General features: G+C 71.9%; 17 protein-coding genes. 7 read left to right on the top strand and 10 right to left on the bottom strand.

The window, feature by feature from the left end; genetic code table 11:
* The first annotated feature begins 43 nt into the window (after window positions 1-43).
* Together OHS58_RS47085 and OHS58_RS47080 are read left to right on the top strand one after the other, a co-directional pair.
* Complete coding sequence (locus OHS58_RS47085; protein WP_328646578.1) at window positions 44-976, top strand: 2-hydroxyacid dehydrogenase; 933 nt, start codon at window positions 44-46, stop codon at window positions 974-976.
* Window positions 973-2,097 (top strand): glycerate kinase, encoded by a 1,125-nt coding sequence (locus tag OHS58_RS47080; RefSeq protein ID WP_326947069.1) that lies wholly within the window; start codon window positions 973-975, stop codon window positions 2,095-2,097. The genes OHS58_RS47085 and OHS58_RS47080 overlap by 4 nt, the downstream gene beginning before the upstream one ends.
* A 68-nt stretch (window positions 2,098-2,165) precedes the next feature.
* Here the strand turns inward: OHS58_RS47080 and OHS58_RS47075 are convergent, their stop codons facing one another.
* Both OHS58_RS47075 and OHS58_RS47070 read right to left on the bottom strand, forming a co-directional pair.
* Window positions 2,166-2,459, bottom strand: coding sequence for an iron-sulfur cluster biosynthesis family protein (locus OHS58_RS47075; protein ID WP_247062237.1), 294 nt, complete (start codon window positions 2,457-2,459; stop codon window positions 2,166-2,168).
* Between the two features lie 81 nt (window positions 2,460-2,540).
* The gene (locus tag OHS58_RS47070; protein WP_247062236.1) at window positions 2,541-2,951 is read right to left on the bottom strand and encodes a hypothetical protein; all 411 of its coding nucleotides are present in this window, start codon (window positions 2,949-2,951) and stop codon (window positions 2,541-2,543) included.
* 160 nt (window positions 2,952-3,111) lie between these two features.
* Here OHS58_RS47070 and OHS58_RS47065 point away from each other — a divergent pair, with 160 nt between their 5' ends.
* The 4 genes from OHS58_RS47065 (at window position 3,112) to shbA (ending at window position 5,315) form a co-directional block, all read left to right on the top strand.
* Complete coding sequence (locus tag OHS58_RS47065; protein WP_328646577.1) at window positions 3,112-3,591, top strand: GtrA family protein; 480 nt, start codon at window positions 3,112-3,114, stop codon at window positions 3,589-3,591.
* A gap of 9 nt (window positions 3,592-3,600) precedes the next feature.
* The gene (locus tag OHS58_RS47060; RefSeq protein WP_328646576.1) at window positions 3,601-3,957 is read left to right on the top strand and encodes a YidH family protein; all 357 of its coding nucleotides are present in this window, start codon (window positions 3,601-3,603) and stop codon (window positions 3,955-3,957) included.
* A gap of 154 nt (window positions 3,958-4,111) precedes the next feature.
* Window positions 4,112-4,408, top strand: coding sequence for a DUF202 domain-containing protein (locus OHS58_RS47055; RefSeq protein ID WP_328646575.1), 297 nt, complete (start codon window positions 4,112-4,114; stop codon window positions 4,406-4,408).
* 253 nt (window positions 4,409-4,661) lie between these two features.
* On the top strand, window positions 4,662-5,315 hold the full coding sequence (gene shbA, locus OHS58_RS47050; protein WP_247062228.1) for an RNA polymerase sigma factor ShbA: 654 nt from the start codon (window positions 4,662-4,664) through the stop codon (window positions 5,313-5,315).
* 79 nt (window positions 5,316-5,394) lie between these two features.
* On the opposite strand, the gene OHS58_RS47045 is transcribed toward shbA, so the two are convergent.
* From OHS58_RS47045 to OHS58_RS47035, 3 genes are read right to left on the bottom strand one after another with little or no spacing between them, the layout of a single operon-like run.
* Window positions 5,395-6,222 (bottom strand): amidohydrolase family protein, encoded by an 828-nt coding sequence (locus OHS58_RS47045; protein WP_328646574.1) that lies wholly within the window; start codon window positions 6,220-6,222, stop codon window positions 5,395-5,397.
* Window positions 6,219-7,187, bottom strand: a complete 969-nt coding sequence (locus OHS58_RS47040; RefSeq protein ID WP_328646573.1) for an aldo/keto reductase — start codon at window positions 7,185-7,187, stop codon at window positions 6,219-6,221. The genes OHS58_RS47045 and OHS58_RS47040 overlap by 4 nt, the downstream gene beginning before the upstream one ends.
* A 4-nt stretch (window positions 7,188-7,191) precedes the next feature.
* A complete protein-coding gene (locus OHS58_RS47035) occupies window positions 7,192-7,530 on the bottom strand; it encodes an L-rhamnose mutarotase (protein WP_326947063.1) in 339 nt (112 codons plus the stop codon).
* A gap of 81 nt (window positions 7,531-7,611) precedes the next feature.
* Here OHS58_RS47035 and OHS58_RS47030 point away from each other — a divergent pair, with 81 nt between their 5' ends.
* Window positions 7,612-8,343, top strand: a complete 732-nt coding sequence (locus tag OHS58_RS47030; RefSeq protein ID WP_326947062.1) for a FadR/GntR family transcriptional regulator — start codon at window positions 7,612-7,614, stop codon at window positions 8,341-8,343.
* 120 nt (window positions 8,344-8,463) lie between these two features.
* Here OHS58_RS47030 and OHS58_RS47025 read toward each other — a convergent pair whose 3' ends face one another.
* Genes OHS58_RS47025 through OHS58_RS47005 form a run of 5 tightly spaced genes read right to left on the bottom strand, consistent with a single transcriptional unit; the run spans window position 8,464 to window position 14,101 of the window.
* A complete protein-coding gene (locus OHS58_RS47025; protein WP_326947061.1) occupies window positions 8,464-9,477 on the bottom strand; it encodes an ABC transporter permease in 1,014 nt (337 codons plus the stop codon).
* Window positions 9,474-10,985: a sugar ABC transporter ATP-binding protein gene (locus OHS58_RS47020; protein WP_328646572.1), complete on the bottom strand. Its 1,512-nt coding sequence runs from the start codon at window positions 10,983-10,985 to the stop codon at window positions 9,474-9,476. The genes OHS58_RS47025 and OHS58_RS47020 overlap by 4 nt, the downstream gene beginning before the upstream one ends.
* A complete protein-coding gene (locus tag OHS58_RS47015; RefSeq protein WP_328649973.1) occupies window positions 10,982-12,016 on the bottom strand; it encodes a sugar ABC transporter substrate-binding protein in 1,035 nt (344 codons plus the stop codon). Before OHS58_RS47015 ends, OHS58_RS47020 begins: the two co-directional genes overlap by 4 nt.
* Before the next feature lie 41 nt (window positions 12,017-12,057).
* On the bottom strand, window positions 12,058-12,804 hold the full coding sequence (locus OHS58_RS47010) for an SDR family NAD(P)-dependent oxidoreductase (protein WP_326947059.1): 747 nt from the start codon (window positions 12,802-12,804) through the stop codon (window positions 12,058-12,060).
* Window positions 12,797-14,101, bottom strand: a complete 1,305-nt coding sequence (locus OHS58_RS47005) for an enolase C-terminal domain-like protein (RefSeq protein ID WP_328646571.1) — start codon at window positions 14,099-14,101, stop codon at window positions 12,797-12,799. The genes OHS58_RS47010 and OHS58_RS47005 overlap by 8 nt, the downstream gene beginning before the upstream one ends.

Here is a 14,101-nt window from a genome sequence, read left to right as displayed (position 1 = left end):
AGACCGCGAGCTTGACTTGCAGGACACCGCCTAAGCTGTCCGGGTGCCCAAGTTCGTGGTGACCCGGTGGATTCCCGACGACGCGGTGGCGGTGCTCGCGGAAGCGGGCGAGGTCGTGGTGTCCCCGGCGGACCGGCCGCTTTCGCCCGCCGAGCTGCACGAGTTCGCGGCCGGCGCGGCGGCGGTGGTCGGCATGCTCCACGACCGGCTCGACGGCGCGCTCGCCGACGCCGCCGGGCCGGATCTCAAGGTCGTCGCGAACGTCGCGGTCGGTTACGACAACGTCGACGTCCCGGCGCTGGCCGGACGCGGCGTCGTCGTCACCAACACCCCGGGTGTGCTCACCGACGCCACCGCCGACCTCGCTTTCGGCCTGCTGCTCGCCGTCACGCGACGCCTCGGCGAGGGTGAACGGCTGCTGCGTTCGCGCACGCCGTGGTCGTTCCACCTCGGTTTCCTGCTCGGCGCGGGCCTGCAGGGCAAGACGCTCGGGATCGTCGGGTTCGGCCAGATCGGCCGGGCGATGGCGAAGCGGGCCGAAGCGTTCGGCATGTCGATCGTCTACACCGGACGCTCGACGCAGGGTTCCGTTTCCTTCGAGGAACTCCTGGAGCGCTCGGACGTCGTCTCACTGCACTGCCCGCTGACGCCGGAGACGCGGCACCTGATCGACGCCGCCGCGTTGCGCGCCATGAAACCCGGCGCCTACCTGGTGAACACGACCCGCGGCCCGGTCGTCGACGAGGCGGCCCTCGCCGACGCGCTCGAGGCCGGGGAGATCGCCGGCGCCGCGCTGGACGTCTTCGAGCACGAACCCGACGTCGAACCGCGGCTGCTCGGCCGCGACGACGTCGTGCTCAGCCCGCACCTCGGGTCGGCCACCGTCGAGACCCGCACCGCGATGGCCGTGCTGGCCGCCCGCAACGTCGTCGAAGTGCTCAGCGGGCGTGCCCCGCTGACGGAGGTGAAGCCGTGACCCGCGTCGTCATCGCGCCGGACAAGTTCAAGGGCAGTCTCACCGCGGTCGAGGCCGCGGAAGCCATCGCGCTCGGCGTGCGGGACGCGCTGCCGGACGCCGAGATCGTCACCTGCCCGGTCGCCGACGGCGGCGAAGGCACCCTCGACGTGCTGGAAGCCGCGGGCGCCCGGATCGTCCGGCTGACCGTCCGCGGCCCGCTCGACGAACCGGTCAAGGCGCGCTACGCCGTGCTCGACGGCACCGCCTACGTCGAGTCGGCGCGCGCGTGCGGCATCGAGTTCGTCGAACCCAGCCCGGAAACGGCACTGGCCGCGCACACCTGGGGCGTCGGCGAACTGCTCGGCGACGCGCTCATGCACGGTGCGACGCGGCTGGTCCTGACGGTCGGCGGCACGGCCAGCACCGACGGCGGCGCCGGCATGCTGAGCGCGCTCGGCGCCGGCGTGCTCGACGCGTTCGGCGCCCCGGTCGGCCTCGGCGGCGGCACGCTGTCGCGGGTCGCGTCGACCGAGCTGACGCCGGTGCGAGAGCGGCTCGACGGCGTGCGTGTCGCGGTCGCGACGGACGTGACGAACCCGCTGCTCGGCCCGGACGGCGCGGCGGCGGTGTTCGGGCCGCAGAAGGGCGCGGGCCCCGAAGAGGTGGCGGCGCTCGACGCGGCGCTCGGCCGCTGGGCGCATGCGCTGCAGGTGGGCGGCGCGCCGGACGTGTCACGGGTACCGGGCGCGGGAGCGGGCGGCGGCGTCGCGGCGGGCGCGATCGCGGGCCTCGGCGCGACGGTGGAGTCCGGGTTCGACCTGATCGCCGGGCTGACCGGGGTGGACGCCGCCCTCGACGGCGCGGACCTGGTCATCACGGGCGAGGGATCACTCGACGAGCAGAGTCTCAACGGCAAGGCCCCGGCGGGGATCGCGGCACGCGCCCGGCCGCGCGGGGTGCCGCTGATGGCGCTGGCGGGGCGGATCCAGCTCGACGAGGCCGGGCTGGCGAGCCTGGGCGTCATCGCGAGCAGCGCGTTGATCGACCACGCGGAATCCCTGGACCACGCGCGGGCGAACGCGGCCGAGCTGCTGCGTGTGCGGGCCGCGATCCTGGTCAGCGCCTGGCGGGCTCGCTAGCCGGTCTGCCGCGGCTGGTCGTGAGTGGTAATGCGGGTTCTAACCCGCATTACCACTCACGACCGCGGTCAGCTCGTGTGCTGCGGCAGCACGGCGAAGGCCACTCCGCCGGCGTCGTCCTCTTGGACGTCGAGCACCTTGTCGTCCAGGAGCGCCGCTGCCTGGGGTTCGAGGAACACCTTCGGTCCCTCGTCGGCGCCGAGCACGCTGTCACCCTCCGCGGGTTCCGGCGCCACGGACAACGCCAGCTGGGCGCTTTCGCCCTCGGCGTTCTGGACCGCCAGGCGGAGCCCGGCGTCCCCGTCGCCCTGGCTGGTCAGTGCGGTGATCGCCTCGGCGGCGGCTTCGGTCACGGTCAGCATCTTCGGCCTTCCCTTCGTCGCGGTCCGGTGCACTGGGGTCCCACGCTAAATGCGCCCGAACGGACGCGCAGCGTGAGCGGATCAGCCCTGTCTCGCCTCGCGGATGGCGTCCGCCACGGAGCCGCCCGCGTAGTCCGCCCGCTCGCCCGGATCCGGGTTCGCGTGGCGGTGGGGCACCTCGTCGTCGGGGACGACCTGCTCGTAGTCGGCCGGCGCGTCCTCGACGGTTTCGTCGAGCTCGGCCGCCGGGGTGGCCGCGAGCGGGCGGTCCGGGATCGGGTCCGGCTCGGTGTCCGGCTCCTCTTCCGCGAGGCGCAGGTCGATCGGCTCGCCCTCGCGGACCTCTTCGGGCGTGGTGCCGTACCGGTCGGCGGCGCTCCAGTGCTCGGGCGGTTCGACGCCCTCTTCGAGCGGGTCGACGCGCAGCTCGTCCTCGTCCAGCGCCTCGCTGGGGCTCAGGCTGTCCGATTCGGCCGAGTCGCGGTCACTCACTGGTTTCTCCCGGCGTAGAGGAAGTAGTCAACGGAATAGTCATTGCCGGGGACCTACCCGAGGTGCCGGGGCCCGAAACGCCCGCGGTGTCACCGGGATCACATTTCTTCAACGGGTTTAACATATTCACAAGTTTGTGAAGGCGGAGTAGCTTCGGATCATGGCCACCACCAGGTGCGCACCGGAACACCGGCTCATCGCCACCGACCCGGACCGCCACCACGAACTCGGCACGCACGCGGCGTGGTACGTCGTGGCCGGCGTCGTGACGACCGGCGTCCAGGCGGCCCTGTTCCTCCTGCTGCGCGACCGGCTCGGCTCCCAGGTGGCGAACCTGGTCGCGATCGCGCTGACGACGGTCGGGAACACCGAGTTCCACCGCCGCGTCACCTTCGCCGGGCGGCAGAGCAACGCCGGGAAGCGGCACCTGCAGGACCTCCTCACCTTCGCCTTCTACGCCGGGTACGGCTCGGCGGTGCTGGCGATCCTCGACGCGGTCGTCGACCGGCCGACGTCGTGGGAGGAGACGGGCACGCTGCTGCTGTCCAGCCTGGTCGGCGGGTTCGTGCGGTTCGCGGTACTGCGCTGGTGGGTCTTCGCGCACCGCAGCGAAGAGGCCGAGGCCGCGCACACCGGCTAGCGTGCCGACGTGGCCCCGCGAGAAGACATCAAGCCCCACGAGGGCGGCACCGAACCGGACTACCGCTTCACGCTGGCCAACGAGCGCACGTTCCTCGCCTGGCTGCGCACCGCGCTCGGCCTGCTCGCCGGCGGGGTCGCCGTGCACCAGCTCGTGCCCGCCCCGGCCGGGGCCAGCGCCGCGCTCGCCGGGCTGTGCGTGGCCCTGGCGGCCGTGCTCGCCGCGGCGGCGTACCCGCGCTGGCGGCGTGTGCAGATCGCGATGCGGGCCGGTGAGCCGCTGCCGCGCAGCCTGATGATCGTGGTGCTGACGGCGGGCCTGTTCCTCCTCATCCTCACGGCGGCCGTCCTGCTGGCGCTGTCGTGACGGCCGCCACACCGTTCGGTCACCGTCCGTGGTGCCCTGAAACCGGCGTCTCAGGCCGGCCCGGCGCCCCCGGACCCGTCCCGGCCGCCGGCTTATTGGCAGTCGGATTATCGGCCGTTCGCGACTACTCCGGTCTCACCGCACCGGCGGCACCGTGACTACCCCCGCCGGTGCGCAGGCCGAGCGGACCGGGCTGGCCTGGCGGCGAACCGCCCTGGCCTCCGCCGCCTGCACCCTTCTGCTGCTCCACTCGGCCGCACTGCGCCACTGGGGCCTCGCACTCCTGCCCGTTCTGCTCTCCGCGGCGACGTCCGCCCTGCTCGCGGGGGTCGGCGCGACCCGCGAACGGGCGTTGCGTGCGGCCGAACCGGTGGCCATGCCCCGACTACTGCCCGCCGTGACGTCGCTCGCCGTGACCTTGACTGCCACGTCCGTGATCGCGCTCCACTGACGGGTGAAGTCGGCACATCCTGAAAGCGATTAATCGCAATGTGAGGCGTCTGGTCGCGGTTGCATCACGGTCGCTCCTGCGAACGGGGTATTGGTGGTTGAAATCTGGACTGATGGGCCAGGAGGTGCTTACGATTACCCAGCGTCGCACGGAGCGCAGGTGGGACCGGATCTCCGGGAGTACCTGCGATCACACCGTTACGGAGAGTTGAACCCCCGGCAGCGACGGTCGAGGGTCGGCCGGGGAGACGACCATGACTGCACCGTCCAGGACCACCGGGGAATCCGCCACGGAGGTTCGCGATTATCGCACTCCGGAATCATTGCCCCGACCTGGTGGGCGACTGACCAAGGAGGACCTCGACCCGCTCGTCAAAGACGCGGGCGAGGGCAATCCCGCCGCCATCCACACCCTGCTCAAGATGATCGAGCCGGTGGTCGTGCGGTACTGCCGCGCCCGGATGGGCGGCCGTGACCTCTCGTACCTCTCGGCGGACGACGTCGCCCAGGAAGTGTGCCTCGCGGTGCTGAAGGCCCTCCCGGACTACCAGGACCGCGGCGGTTCCTTCCTCTACCTCGTGCACGCCATCGCGGCGAACAAGGTCGCCGACGCCTACCGCGCCGTGGCCCGCGACCGCTCCGAGCCCGTTCCCGAGCTCCCGGAGCGGCCGCTGATCGGCAACGAGCCGGAGAACCGCGCGCTGTCGCTCGACCTCGGCGCCCGGCTCGGCCGGCTGCTCGCCACGCTGCCCCGGGTGCAGCAGGAGATCCTCGCGCTGCGCATCGCCGTCGGCCTCTCGGCGCAGGAGACCGCCGAAGCGCTCGGCATCTCCGCGGGCAACGTGCGCGTGACGCAGCACCGCGCGCTCGCCCGGCTGCGCGGCATGATCAGCGACGACGAGTTCTAGGACCAGACCAGACCTTCACGCCGCGGGCGTGGGACCTCCTGTACCCCCTGGGGGAGGTCCCGCGCCCGCATCCATGTGTTCAGAGGCCGTAGACCTCGCGCGCGTTGTGCTCGAAGACGCCAAGGCGTTCCGCGTCCGACAGGGACCCGGTCAGCGAGACCGCCGCGTCCAGGACGACTTCGTAGGACGCCGCCAGTTCGCAGACCGGCCAGTCCGAGCCGAACAGCAGCCGCTCGGGGCCGAACGCGTCCAGCACGTGGTCGACGTAGCGGCGCAGGTGCGCGACCTCCCAGCCCGACCAGTCCGCCGCCGTGACCAGGCCGGACAGCTTGCACACGACGTTCTCGCGCTCGGCGAGCGCGGCGATCGCGCCGGCCCACGGCTCCCACTCCCCCGCCGCGATCGGCGGCTTCGCCGCGTGGTCCAGGACCAGCCGCAGCCCCGGCAGCCGCAGCGCCACCTCGCTCGCCGCCGCGAGCTGCGCGGGCCGCACCAGCAGGTCGTAGACCAGACCGGCGTCCCCGACCGCGCTCAGCCCCGCCACGATCTCCGGGCGCAGCAGCCAGTCGTCGTCCGGCTCGTCCTCGACCTGGTGCCGGATCCCCACCAGCGGCCCCCGCGACCGCAGCGCGGCCAGCCGGTCCGTGACGTCCGGGGCGCGCAGGTCGACCCAGCCGACGACGCCCGCGACCACCGGTTCCGCCACGGCCGTCGCGAGGAACTCCGCGGTCTCCTCTTCCGACGACACCGTCTGGACCAGCACGGTCGCGTGCACCCCGGCCGCCTTGGTCACCGCGCGCAGGTCGTCGGCCGTGTAGGGCCGGCGGATCGGGTTCATCGCGCCCCCCGCCAGCCACGGGTACGCCCGCCGCGACGGGTCCCAGAGGTGGTGGTGCGCGTCGATCATGAGACTCCTTCGGCGATGACGGCGTCGGCGCGCAGCAGTCCCGCGTCGACCAGTTCGGCCCACAGCTCCGGCGGCACGACGGCCCCGGCACGCCGCGCGTTCACGCTCACCTGTTCCGGATCATGCGCGCCGACGACGACCGACGCCACCGCGGGATGGGCGATCGGCAGGGCCAGCGCGGCCTCGGGCAGCTCGACGCCGTGCCGCGCGCAGATCTTCGCGATCAGCTGCGCCCGCTCGACGAGCTCGGGCGGCGCCTCGGCGTAGTCGTAGACCCGGCCGGGTTCCGCGGTGGCCAGGATGCCGGCGTTGAACACCCCGCCGGCCACCACCGTGACGCCGCGCTCGGCGCACAACGGCAGCAGCTCGTCCAGCGCGGCCTGGTCGAGCAGCGTGTAGCGCCCGGCCACCAGCACGACGTCGAGGTCGGTGCGGCGGACGAACTCCCCGAGCATCGGCGCCTGGTTCATCCCGGCGCCGAACGCGCCGATCACGCCCTGGTCCCGCAGCTCGCGCAACGCCGGGAAGGCACCACGCAGGGCCTCCTCGAAGTGGTCGTCCGGGTCGTGGACGTAGACGACGTCGACGCGGTCGAGGCCCAGCCGGGTGAGACTGTCCTCGAAGGAGCGCAGGACGCCGTCGCGGCTGAAGTCCCAGCGGCGCTTGTAGGCGGCCGGGACGGCGAAGCCCTCGTCGTCCTTCTCCCCCGCCCCGCCCGGGTTCGGCTCCAGCACGCGGCCGACCTTCGTGGACAGCACGTACTCCTCGCGCGGGAACTCGCGCAGGGCCGCGCCGAGGCGGGCTTCGGACAGCCCGAGGCCGTAGTGGGGCGCGGTGTCGAAGTAGCGGACGCCCTCGTCCCACGCGCGCCGCACGGCCGCGGCCGCCGTCTCGTCGGTGATCGCGTGGTACAGGTTGCCCAGCTGCGCGCAGCCGAGCCCGAGCGGGGACAGGGAGAGGTTCACGCGGTCACTCCTTCACCGGCAGTTCCCAGACCAGCCCGATGCCGGTGTCGTCGCCGGAGTAGTCGTCCTCCACGGCCAGCAGCTCGGCCATCCTGGCCTGCCACGGGACGTTCGCGGGGTGCTCCCGCAACGCCGCGCGCATCGCCGCGTAGTCGTCGACTTCGAGGACGTGGAAAAGGTCGAGGCCGTTACGCCAGATCCGCCAGGTGCGGACGCCGGCCGCGCGCAGCGCGACGTCCAGCTCGGGCGGGATCACGGCGTGGACGGACTCGTACTCGGCTTCCTTGCCGGGTTTCAGCTTCGTGTGCAGGGCCACTCTTTGTGGTGCGGGATCGTGGGTCATGACCACTCCTTCGCCGGGACATGGCACGCTGGGGAGTAACACCCAAACATCCGAGGTCTGTTGCAGGGAAGGGCGGACACGATGCCCGTCACCGATGTCGCGATCGACAAGATCAAGGACATGATCATCTCCGGCGAGCTGGCACCCGGCGACCGGCTGCCGAAGGAGGCCGAGCTGGCCCAGCGGCTCGGGCTTTCGCGCAGCTCCCTGCGGGAGGCCGTGAAGGCGTTGTGCCTGATCCGGGTGCTCGACGTGCGCCAGGGCGACGGCACGTACGTCACCAGCCTCGAGCCGAACCTGCTGCTCGACGCGATGACGTTCGTGGTCGACTTCCACCGCGACGACACCGTGCTCGACTTCCTCGCCGTGCGGCGGATCCTCGAGCCGGCCGCGACCGCGCTGGCCGCGCTGCACATGAGTGACGACGACATCGCGGAGCTGGGCACGCTGCTCGGGGAGCTGGCCGACTCGCCGACCGTCGAGGCCCTCGTCGCCAACGACCTCCAGTTCCACCGCAAGATCGCCGACGGCTCCGGCAACCCGGTGCTCTGCTCGCTGCTCGACAGCCTCTCCGGGCCGACCGCGCGGGCCCGGATCTGGCGCGGCCTCACCCAGGAGGGCGCGGTCGCGAAGACCCGGGAACAGCACTCGGCGATCTACGAGGCCATCGCGGCCCGCGAGCCGGAACTGGCGCGCTCGTGGGCGACCGTGCACGTCGCGGGCGTGGAGCAGTGGCTGCGCAACGCACTGGGCACGGCCGACGACCCGACGTCGGACGCCGCCGCCGACCTGCCCGCCGCGGAAGCTTCCTAGCCGCACTCGCAGCACCTCCTCGTCCCCACTCTCGTGAGTGTTTAGGGCGGTTAGAACCGCCCTAAACACTCACGAGAGCCGCGGCAGACCCTGGAACGTCGGATGATCACGCTTTTGGACTCAGGTCTGGGGCTTTCCACCCGCGTACCGGGCGATGATCAGCGCGACCAAGATGATGGCGCCGTAGATGGCGCCCTGCCACTCCGCCGTGACGTGCGCGTAGTTGAGCAGGCTGGACACCGACGACAGCAGCAGGACGCCGGTCAGCGCGCCGACGAGCGTGCCCTTGCCGCCGTCGAGCGAAACGCCGCCGATCACCGCGGCCGCGAAGACCTGCAGGATCAGCCCGGAGCCCTGGTTCGCGCCCAGCGCGCCGACGTAGCCCGTGTACGCGAGCCCGCCGATCGCGGCGAGGATGCCGGCGACGACGAACACCGCCCACGCGATCCGGTCGACGCGCACCCCGGCCGCCCGCGCGGCTTCGCGGTTGCCGCCGATCGCGTACAGCGCGCGGCCGACGCGGTGGTAGCGCAGCACCCAGCCGGCGACTGCGAACAGCACCGCCGCCAGCCACACCGACATCGGCAGCCCGGCGAACGTCGTGGTCGCCAGGTTCGTGAACGAGTCCGGCAGGTTGAACAGCGTCTTGCCCTTGGTCGAGCCGACCTGCACCCCGCGCAGCACGGTGAGCATGGCGAGGGTGACGATGAAGGCGTTCAGCTTCAGCTTCACGATCAGGAAGCCGTTGACGAACCCGACGAGCGCGCCGCACAGCGGGATCACCAGCAGGCCGATCGCGGTGGGCAGTTCGACGCCGAAGCCGGCCGACGCCGCCGGGATGACCACCATCGCGCCGAGCGCGGGCGCCAGGCCCATGGTGGATTCCAGCGACAGGTCGAACTTGCCGGTGATCAGCACCAGCGACTCGCCCAGCACGACCAGCGACAGCGCGGCCGACGCGGTCAGGATGCTGACGATGTTGCTCCAGCCGACGAACGTGTCGTCGACCAGGCCGCCGATGACGAACACCACGACGAGCGCGGGCAGCAGCGCGAGTTCCCGCAGCCAGAGGGCCTTGCGACGCCGGGGTGGCGCGGGCAGCTCCGTCTGGGGATCGGTCATCACGTCGGTCACGACAGCTCGACTCCTTCGATGTCGGCCACGAGGTCGCCGTCGGACCACCCGGCCTGGTGCTCGGCGACCACGGCCCCGGCGCGCAGCACCAGGACCCGGTCGCTCAGGCGCAGGTCGTCGAGCTCGTCGCTGACGATCAGCACACCCTTGCCCTCGGCGCGCACCCGGTCGACGACCGCGAGCAGCGCCTCCTTCGACTTCACGTCCACCCCGGCCGTCGGGTTGATCAGCACGACGACCCGCGGGTCACTGGCCAGCGCCCGGGCGAGGACGACTTTCTGCTGGTTTCCGCCGGACAGGTCCGACACCGGCTGCTCGGCGCTCGCGGCGACGATGCCGTAGTCCGCCAGTGCCTGGGACGCCTTCGTGAACCGCGTCTTCGGCGACGCGAGCCCGCCGCGGCCCATCTTGTCCAAAATGGACAGTGTGGCGTTGTCCATGATCGGGTGCTCCAGCACCAGGCCTTCGTGGTGCCGGTCGCGCGGCACGCAGCCGATCCCGGCCTTGAGCGCCGTCGGGATGTCGCCCGGCCGCAACGGCTTGCCGTCGACGCGGACCGTGCCCGCCGACGGGCGCCGCAGGCCGTAGACCGTCTCGGCGACCTGGTGCTTCCCGCTGGCGTTGCTGCCCGCGAGCCCGACGACCTCGCCCTGGTGGAGCCGGAAGGAGACGTCCGAGAAGCCGTCGCCGGACAGGCCGTCGACCGCGAGGATCTCCGGCGCGTCCGCCTCCAGGGCGTCCCGCGTGGCGGCGTCGCGGACGGACAGGCCGCCCGGTTCGCCGGTCATCGCGTCGACCAGCTCGGCCCGGCCGACTTCGGCGACCGGCGCGGTCAGCACGTGCTTCGCGTCGCGCAGCACCGTGACCGCCTGGCAGACCTCGTAGACCTCGTGCAGGTGGTGCGAGATGAACAGGAACGTCACGCCGTTCGCCTGCATCTGGCGCATCCGCTCGAAGAGCCGCTCGATGGCCTGCTTGTCCAGCTGCGCGGTCGGTTCGTCGAGCACGATGAACCGGGCGCCGTAGGACAGCGCGCGGGCGATCTCGACGAACTGCCGGTCCTCGACCGACAGTTCGCCGGCCGGGGTGTCGACGTCGACGTGCACGTCCCACGACCCGAGCAGCTCGGTGGCCTGCCGCCGCAGCTTCTTCCAGCCGATCGAGAACCCGCCGCCCGCCTGCCGGTTCAAGAACAGGTTCTCGGCCACCGTGAGCTGCGGGACGACCATCGCGTGCTGGTAGACGCAGGCCACGCGCGCCTTCCAGTCGTCCTGCTTGGTCAGGGGCGGGGCCGGCTCGCCGCCGAACTCGACGTGCCCGGTGTCCGTGGCGGACAGGCCGGTGAGGATCGAGACGAGCGTCGACTTGCCGGCCCCGTTGCGACCGACGAGCGCGTGCGACTCGCCCGGGTGCACGTCGAGGCTGACGTCGTGCAGCGCCACGGTCGGGCCGTAGCGCTTCCCGACGCCGCGGGCGCTGACCACCGCGGTGGCGGGCGGCGCGATCACAGGTTGTTCCCCCACAGGGCCTTGTCGTCCACGTTGGCCTTGGTGATGACGGGCGCGGGCAGCTGGTCCTCGATGATGCCGGGGCTGATCTCGACGATGGTGCTGTCGTGGTCGGTCGGGCCCGGCTTGAACGTCTCGCCGGCCATGGCCTTCTTCAGCCAGTACAGGCCGTACTTCGCGTACGCGTCGGCGGGCTGGGACACCGTGGCGTCCAGCTCGCCGGCCCGGATCGCGGCCAGCTCCTGCGGGATGCCGTCGTTGGACACGAGCACGATGTGCTTCGGGTCGCCGACCGGGAAGAACAGGTTCTTGCGCTTGAGCGCCTGCTCGGTCGGGGCGAGGTAGACGCCGCCGGCCTGCATGTAGACGCCCTTGATGTCCGGGTTCGCCGTCAGCATGCTGTCGAGGCCGGAGGACGCCTTGTCGGCCTTCCACTCGGCCGGGATGTCCAGCACCTGGATGCCCGGGTACTTCTGCGCCATGCAGGCCTTGAAGGCCTCCGAGCGGTCGCGGCCGTTGACCGAGGCGAGGTCACCCTGGATCTGCACGACCTTGCCGGACTTGACCTTCTCGCCGATCGCGTCGCACGCCTTGGTGCCGTAGGCCTTGTTGTCGGCCCGCACCACCATGGCGACCTTGCCGCTCTCGGGGGCGACGTCGACCGCGACCACCGGCACGCCCTTGTTCTCCGCCTGCTTGAGCCCGGCGACGATCGCCGCGGAGTCCAGCGGCGTCACGACCAGGCCCTTGACGCCCTGGTTGAGGAACGTGCCGATGTCGGTGATCAGCTTCGCCGGGTCGCTGTCGGCGTTGACCGTCGGGAGGACGTCGACGCCCTCGGTCTTCGCCATCTGCGGCACGTAGTTGTTGTAGGCCTGCCAGAACGGCGAGGTCAGCAGCGGCAGGGTCGCGCCGACCTTGCCGCCGGTGTCGCCCCCGCCCGCACTCGGTGCGGCCGCATTGTCCTTAGTGGACCCGCAGGCGGCCAGCACCAGGCCGCAGACGGCGGCCGTGGCGGCCACCTGGATCACCCTGTTGTGCACCGCATCCTCCTTGATGACAGCGAAAAGTCTTATTGGGGTTGCACCGGACCGCGCGGGCGCAGGCCGTACATGCCGCCGTCGACCGCGAGCGCGGTGCCGGTGGTCGAAGCGGACAGCGGGCTGGCGAGGTAGACGATCGCGCCCGCGACCTCGTCGGCGGTGACCAGCCGGCCCATCGGCTGGCGCGCGGCGAGCGCCGCGCGTTCGGCCGCCGGGTCGTCGGCGGAGTCGAGCAGCCGGCCCACCCAGGGGGTGTCCGCCGTGCCCGGGCACACGCAGTTGACGCGGATCCGGTCCGGCAGGTGGTCGGTCGCCATGGCCAGGGTCAGCGAGAGCACCGCGCCCTTGCTGGCCGAGTAGAGCGCGCGGCTGGGCAGGCCGGCCCAGGCCGCGATGGAGCAGGTGTTGACGATCGCCGCGGACGGCGAGTTCCTGAGGTGCGGCAAGGCGGCCCGGGCGAGCCGGACCATGCCGACGACGTTGACGTCGAACACGCGGTGCCACTCGTCGTCGCCGTTGGCGGTGACGTCGCCCTGCGCGCCGATGCCGGCGTTGTTGACGAGGATGTCCAGGCGCCCGAAGCGTTCCACGACGGCGTCGACGGCCGAACGCACTTCGTCGTCCGAGGAGACGTCACAGCGGAAGCCTTCGTCACCCGGTTTCAGATCCAGGACGGCCACCTGCGCGCCGCGCTCGGCCAGCAGGGTGGCCGTCGCCAGGCCGATCCCCGAGGCGCCTCCGGTGACGGCGGCCACCAGGCCCTCGAATTCACTCACTTGCGGTCTCCGTCCACTCGGGACCGTCCGGGAAGCGGAACCGGCGCAGTGTGGCGTCGTGCATGCGCGCGGAGAACCCGGGGGCGGTCGGGGCGAGGTACCGGCCGCGCTGCACGACGGCCGGGTCGGTGAAGTGCTCGTGCAGGTGGTCGACCCACTCGATGGTGCGGTCGGTGTCAGACGCCGACACCGCGACGAAGTCGAACAGCGACAGGTGCCGCACGAGCTCGCAGAGCCCGACACCGCCGGCGTGCGGGCACACCGGCACGCCGAACTTGGCGGCCAGCAGCAGGATCGCCAGGTTCTCGTTGAACCCGCCGACGCGGGCGGCGTCCAGCTGCAGCACGGAGATCGCGTTGGCCTGCAGGAGCTGCTTGAACATCACCCGGTTCTGGACGTGCTCACCGGTGGCGACGCGGATCGGCGCAAGCGCTTTCGCGATGGCGGCGTGACCGAGGATGTCGTCCGGGGACGTCGGTTCTTCGATCCAGTACGGGTCGTACGGCGCGAGCGCGGTCATCCAGGTGATCGCGGCGGAGACGTCCCAGCGCTGGTTGGCGTCGACGGCGATGCGGATGTCGTCGCCGACGGTCTCGCGGGCGAGTTTCATCCGGCGGACGTCGTCGTCGAGGTTGCCGCCGACCTTGAGCTTGATCATGTCGAAGCCGTCCGCGACGGCCTGTTCGGACAGCCGCACCAGCTTCGCGTCGGCGTACCCGAGCCAGCCGGGTGACGTGCTGTAGGCGCGGTAGCCGTGCGCTTCCAGCTGCGCGACCCGCTCGACCCGACCCGGCTCGGCGGCACGCAGGATGTCGAGGGCTTCGGCCTCGGTGAGCGCGTCGGACAGGTACCGGAAGTCGACCAGGCTGACCAGCTCTTCGGGCGTCATCCGGGCCGCGAACTTCCAGACCGGGAGGCCGGCGCGGCGCGCGGCGAGGTCCCACGCGGCGTTGACGACCGCGCCGACCGCCATGTGCGCGACGCCCTTTTCCGGACCCAGCCAGCGGAACTGCGAGTCGCCGACGAGCGTGCGCGAGAGGTCGCCGAGTGCGGCCGCGTCCGCCGGGACGTCCCGGCCGACGACGTGCGGCGCGAGCGCGCGGATCGCGGCGGCCTGGACGTCGTTGCCGCGGCCGATGGTGAACGCGAGGCCGTAGCCGTCCGGGCCGCCGTCGGTGTGCAGCACGACGTAGGCCGCGGAGTAGTCCGGGTCGGGGTTCATCGCGTCCGAGCCGTCGAGCTCCCGCGACGTCGGGAACCGGACGTCGAGGACCTCCATGCCGATGATCTTCGCCAT

The sequence above is a fragment of the Amycolatopsis sp. NBC_00348 genome (assembly GCF_036114655.1).
Classification (GTDB): Bacteria; Actinomycetota; Actinomycetes; order Mycobacteriales; family Pseudonocardiaceae; genus Amycolatopsis.
This window is presented reverse-complemented; position numbering and strand designations above follow the sequence as displayed.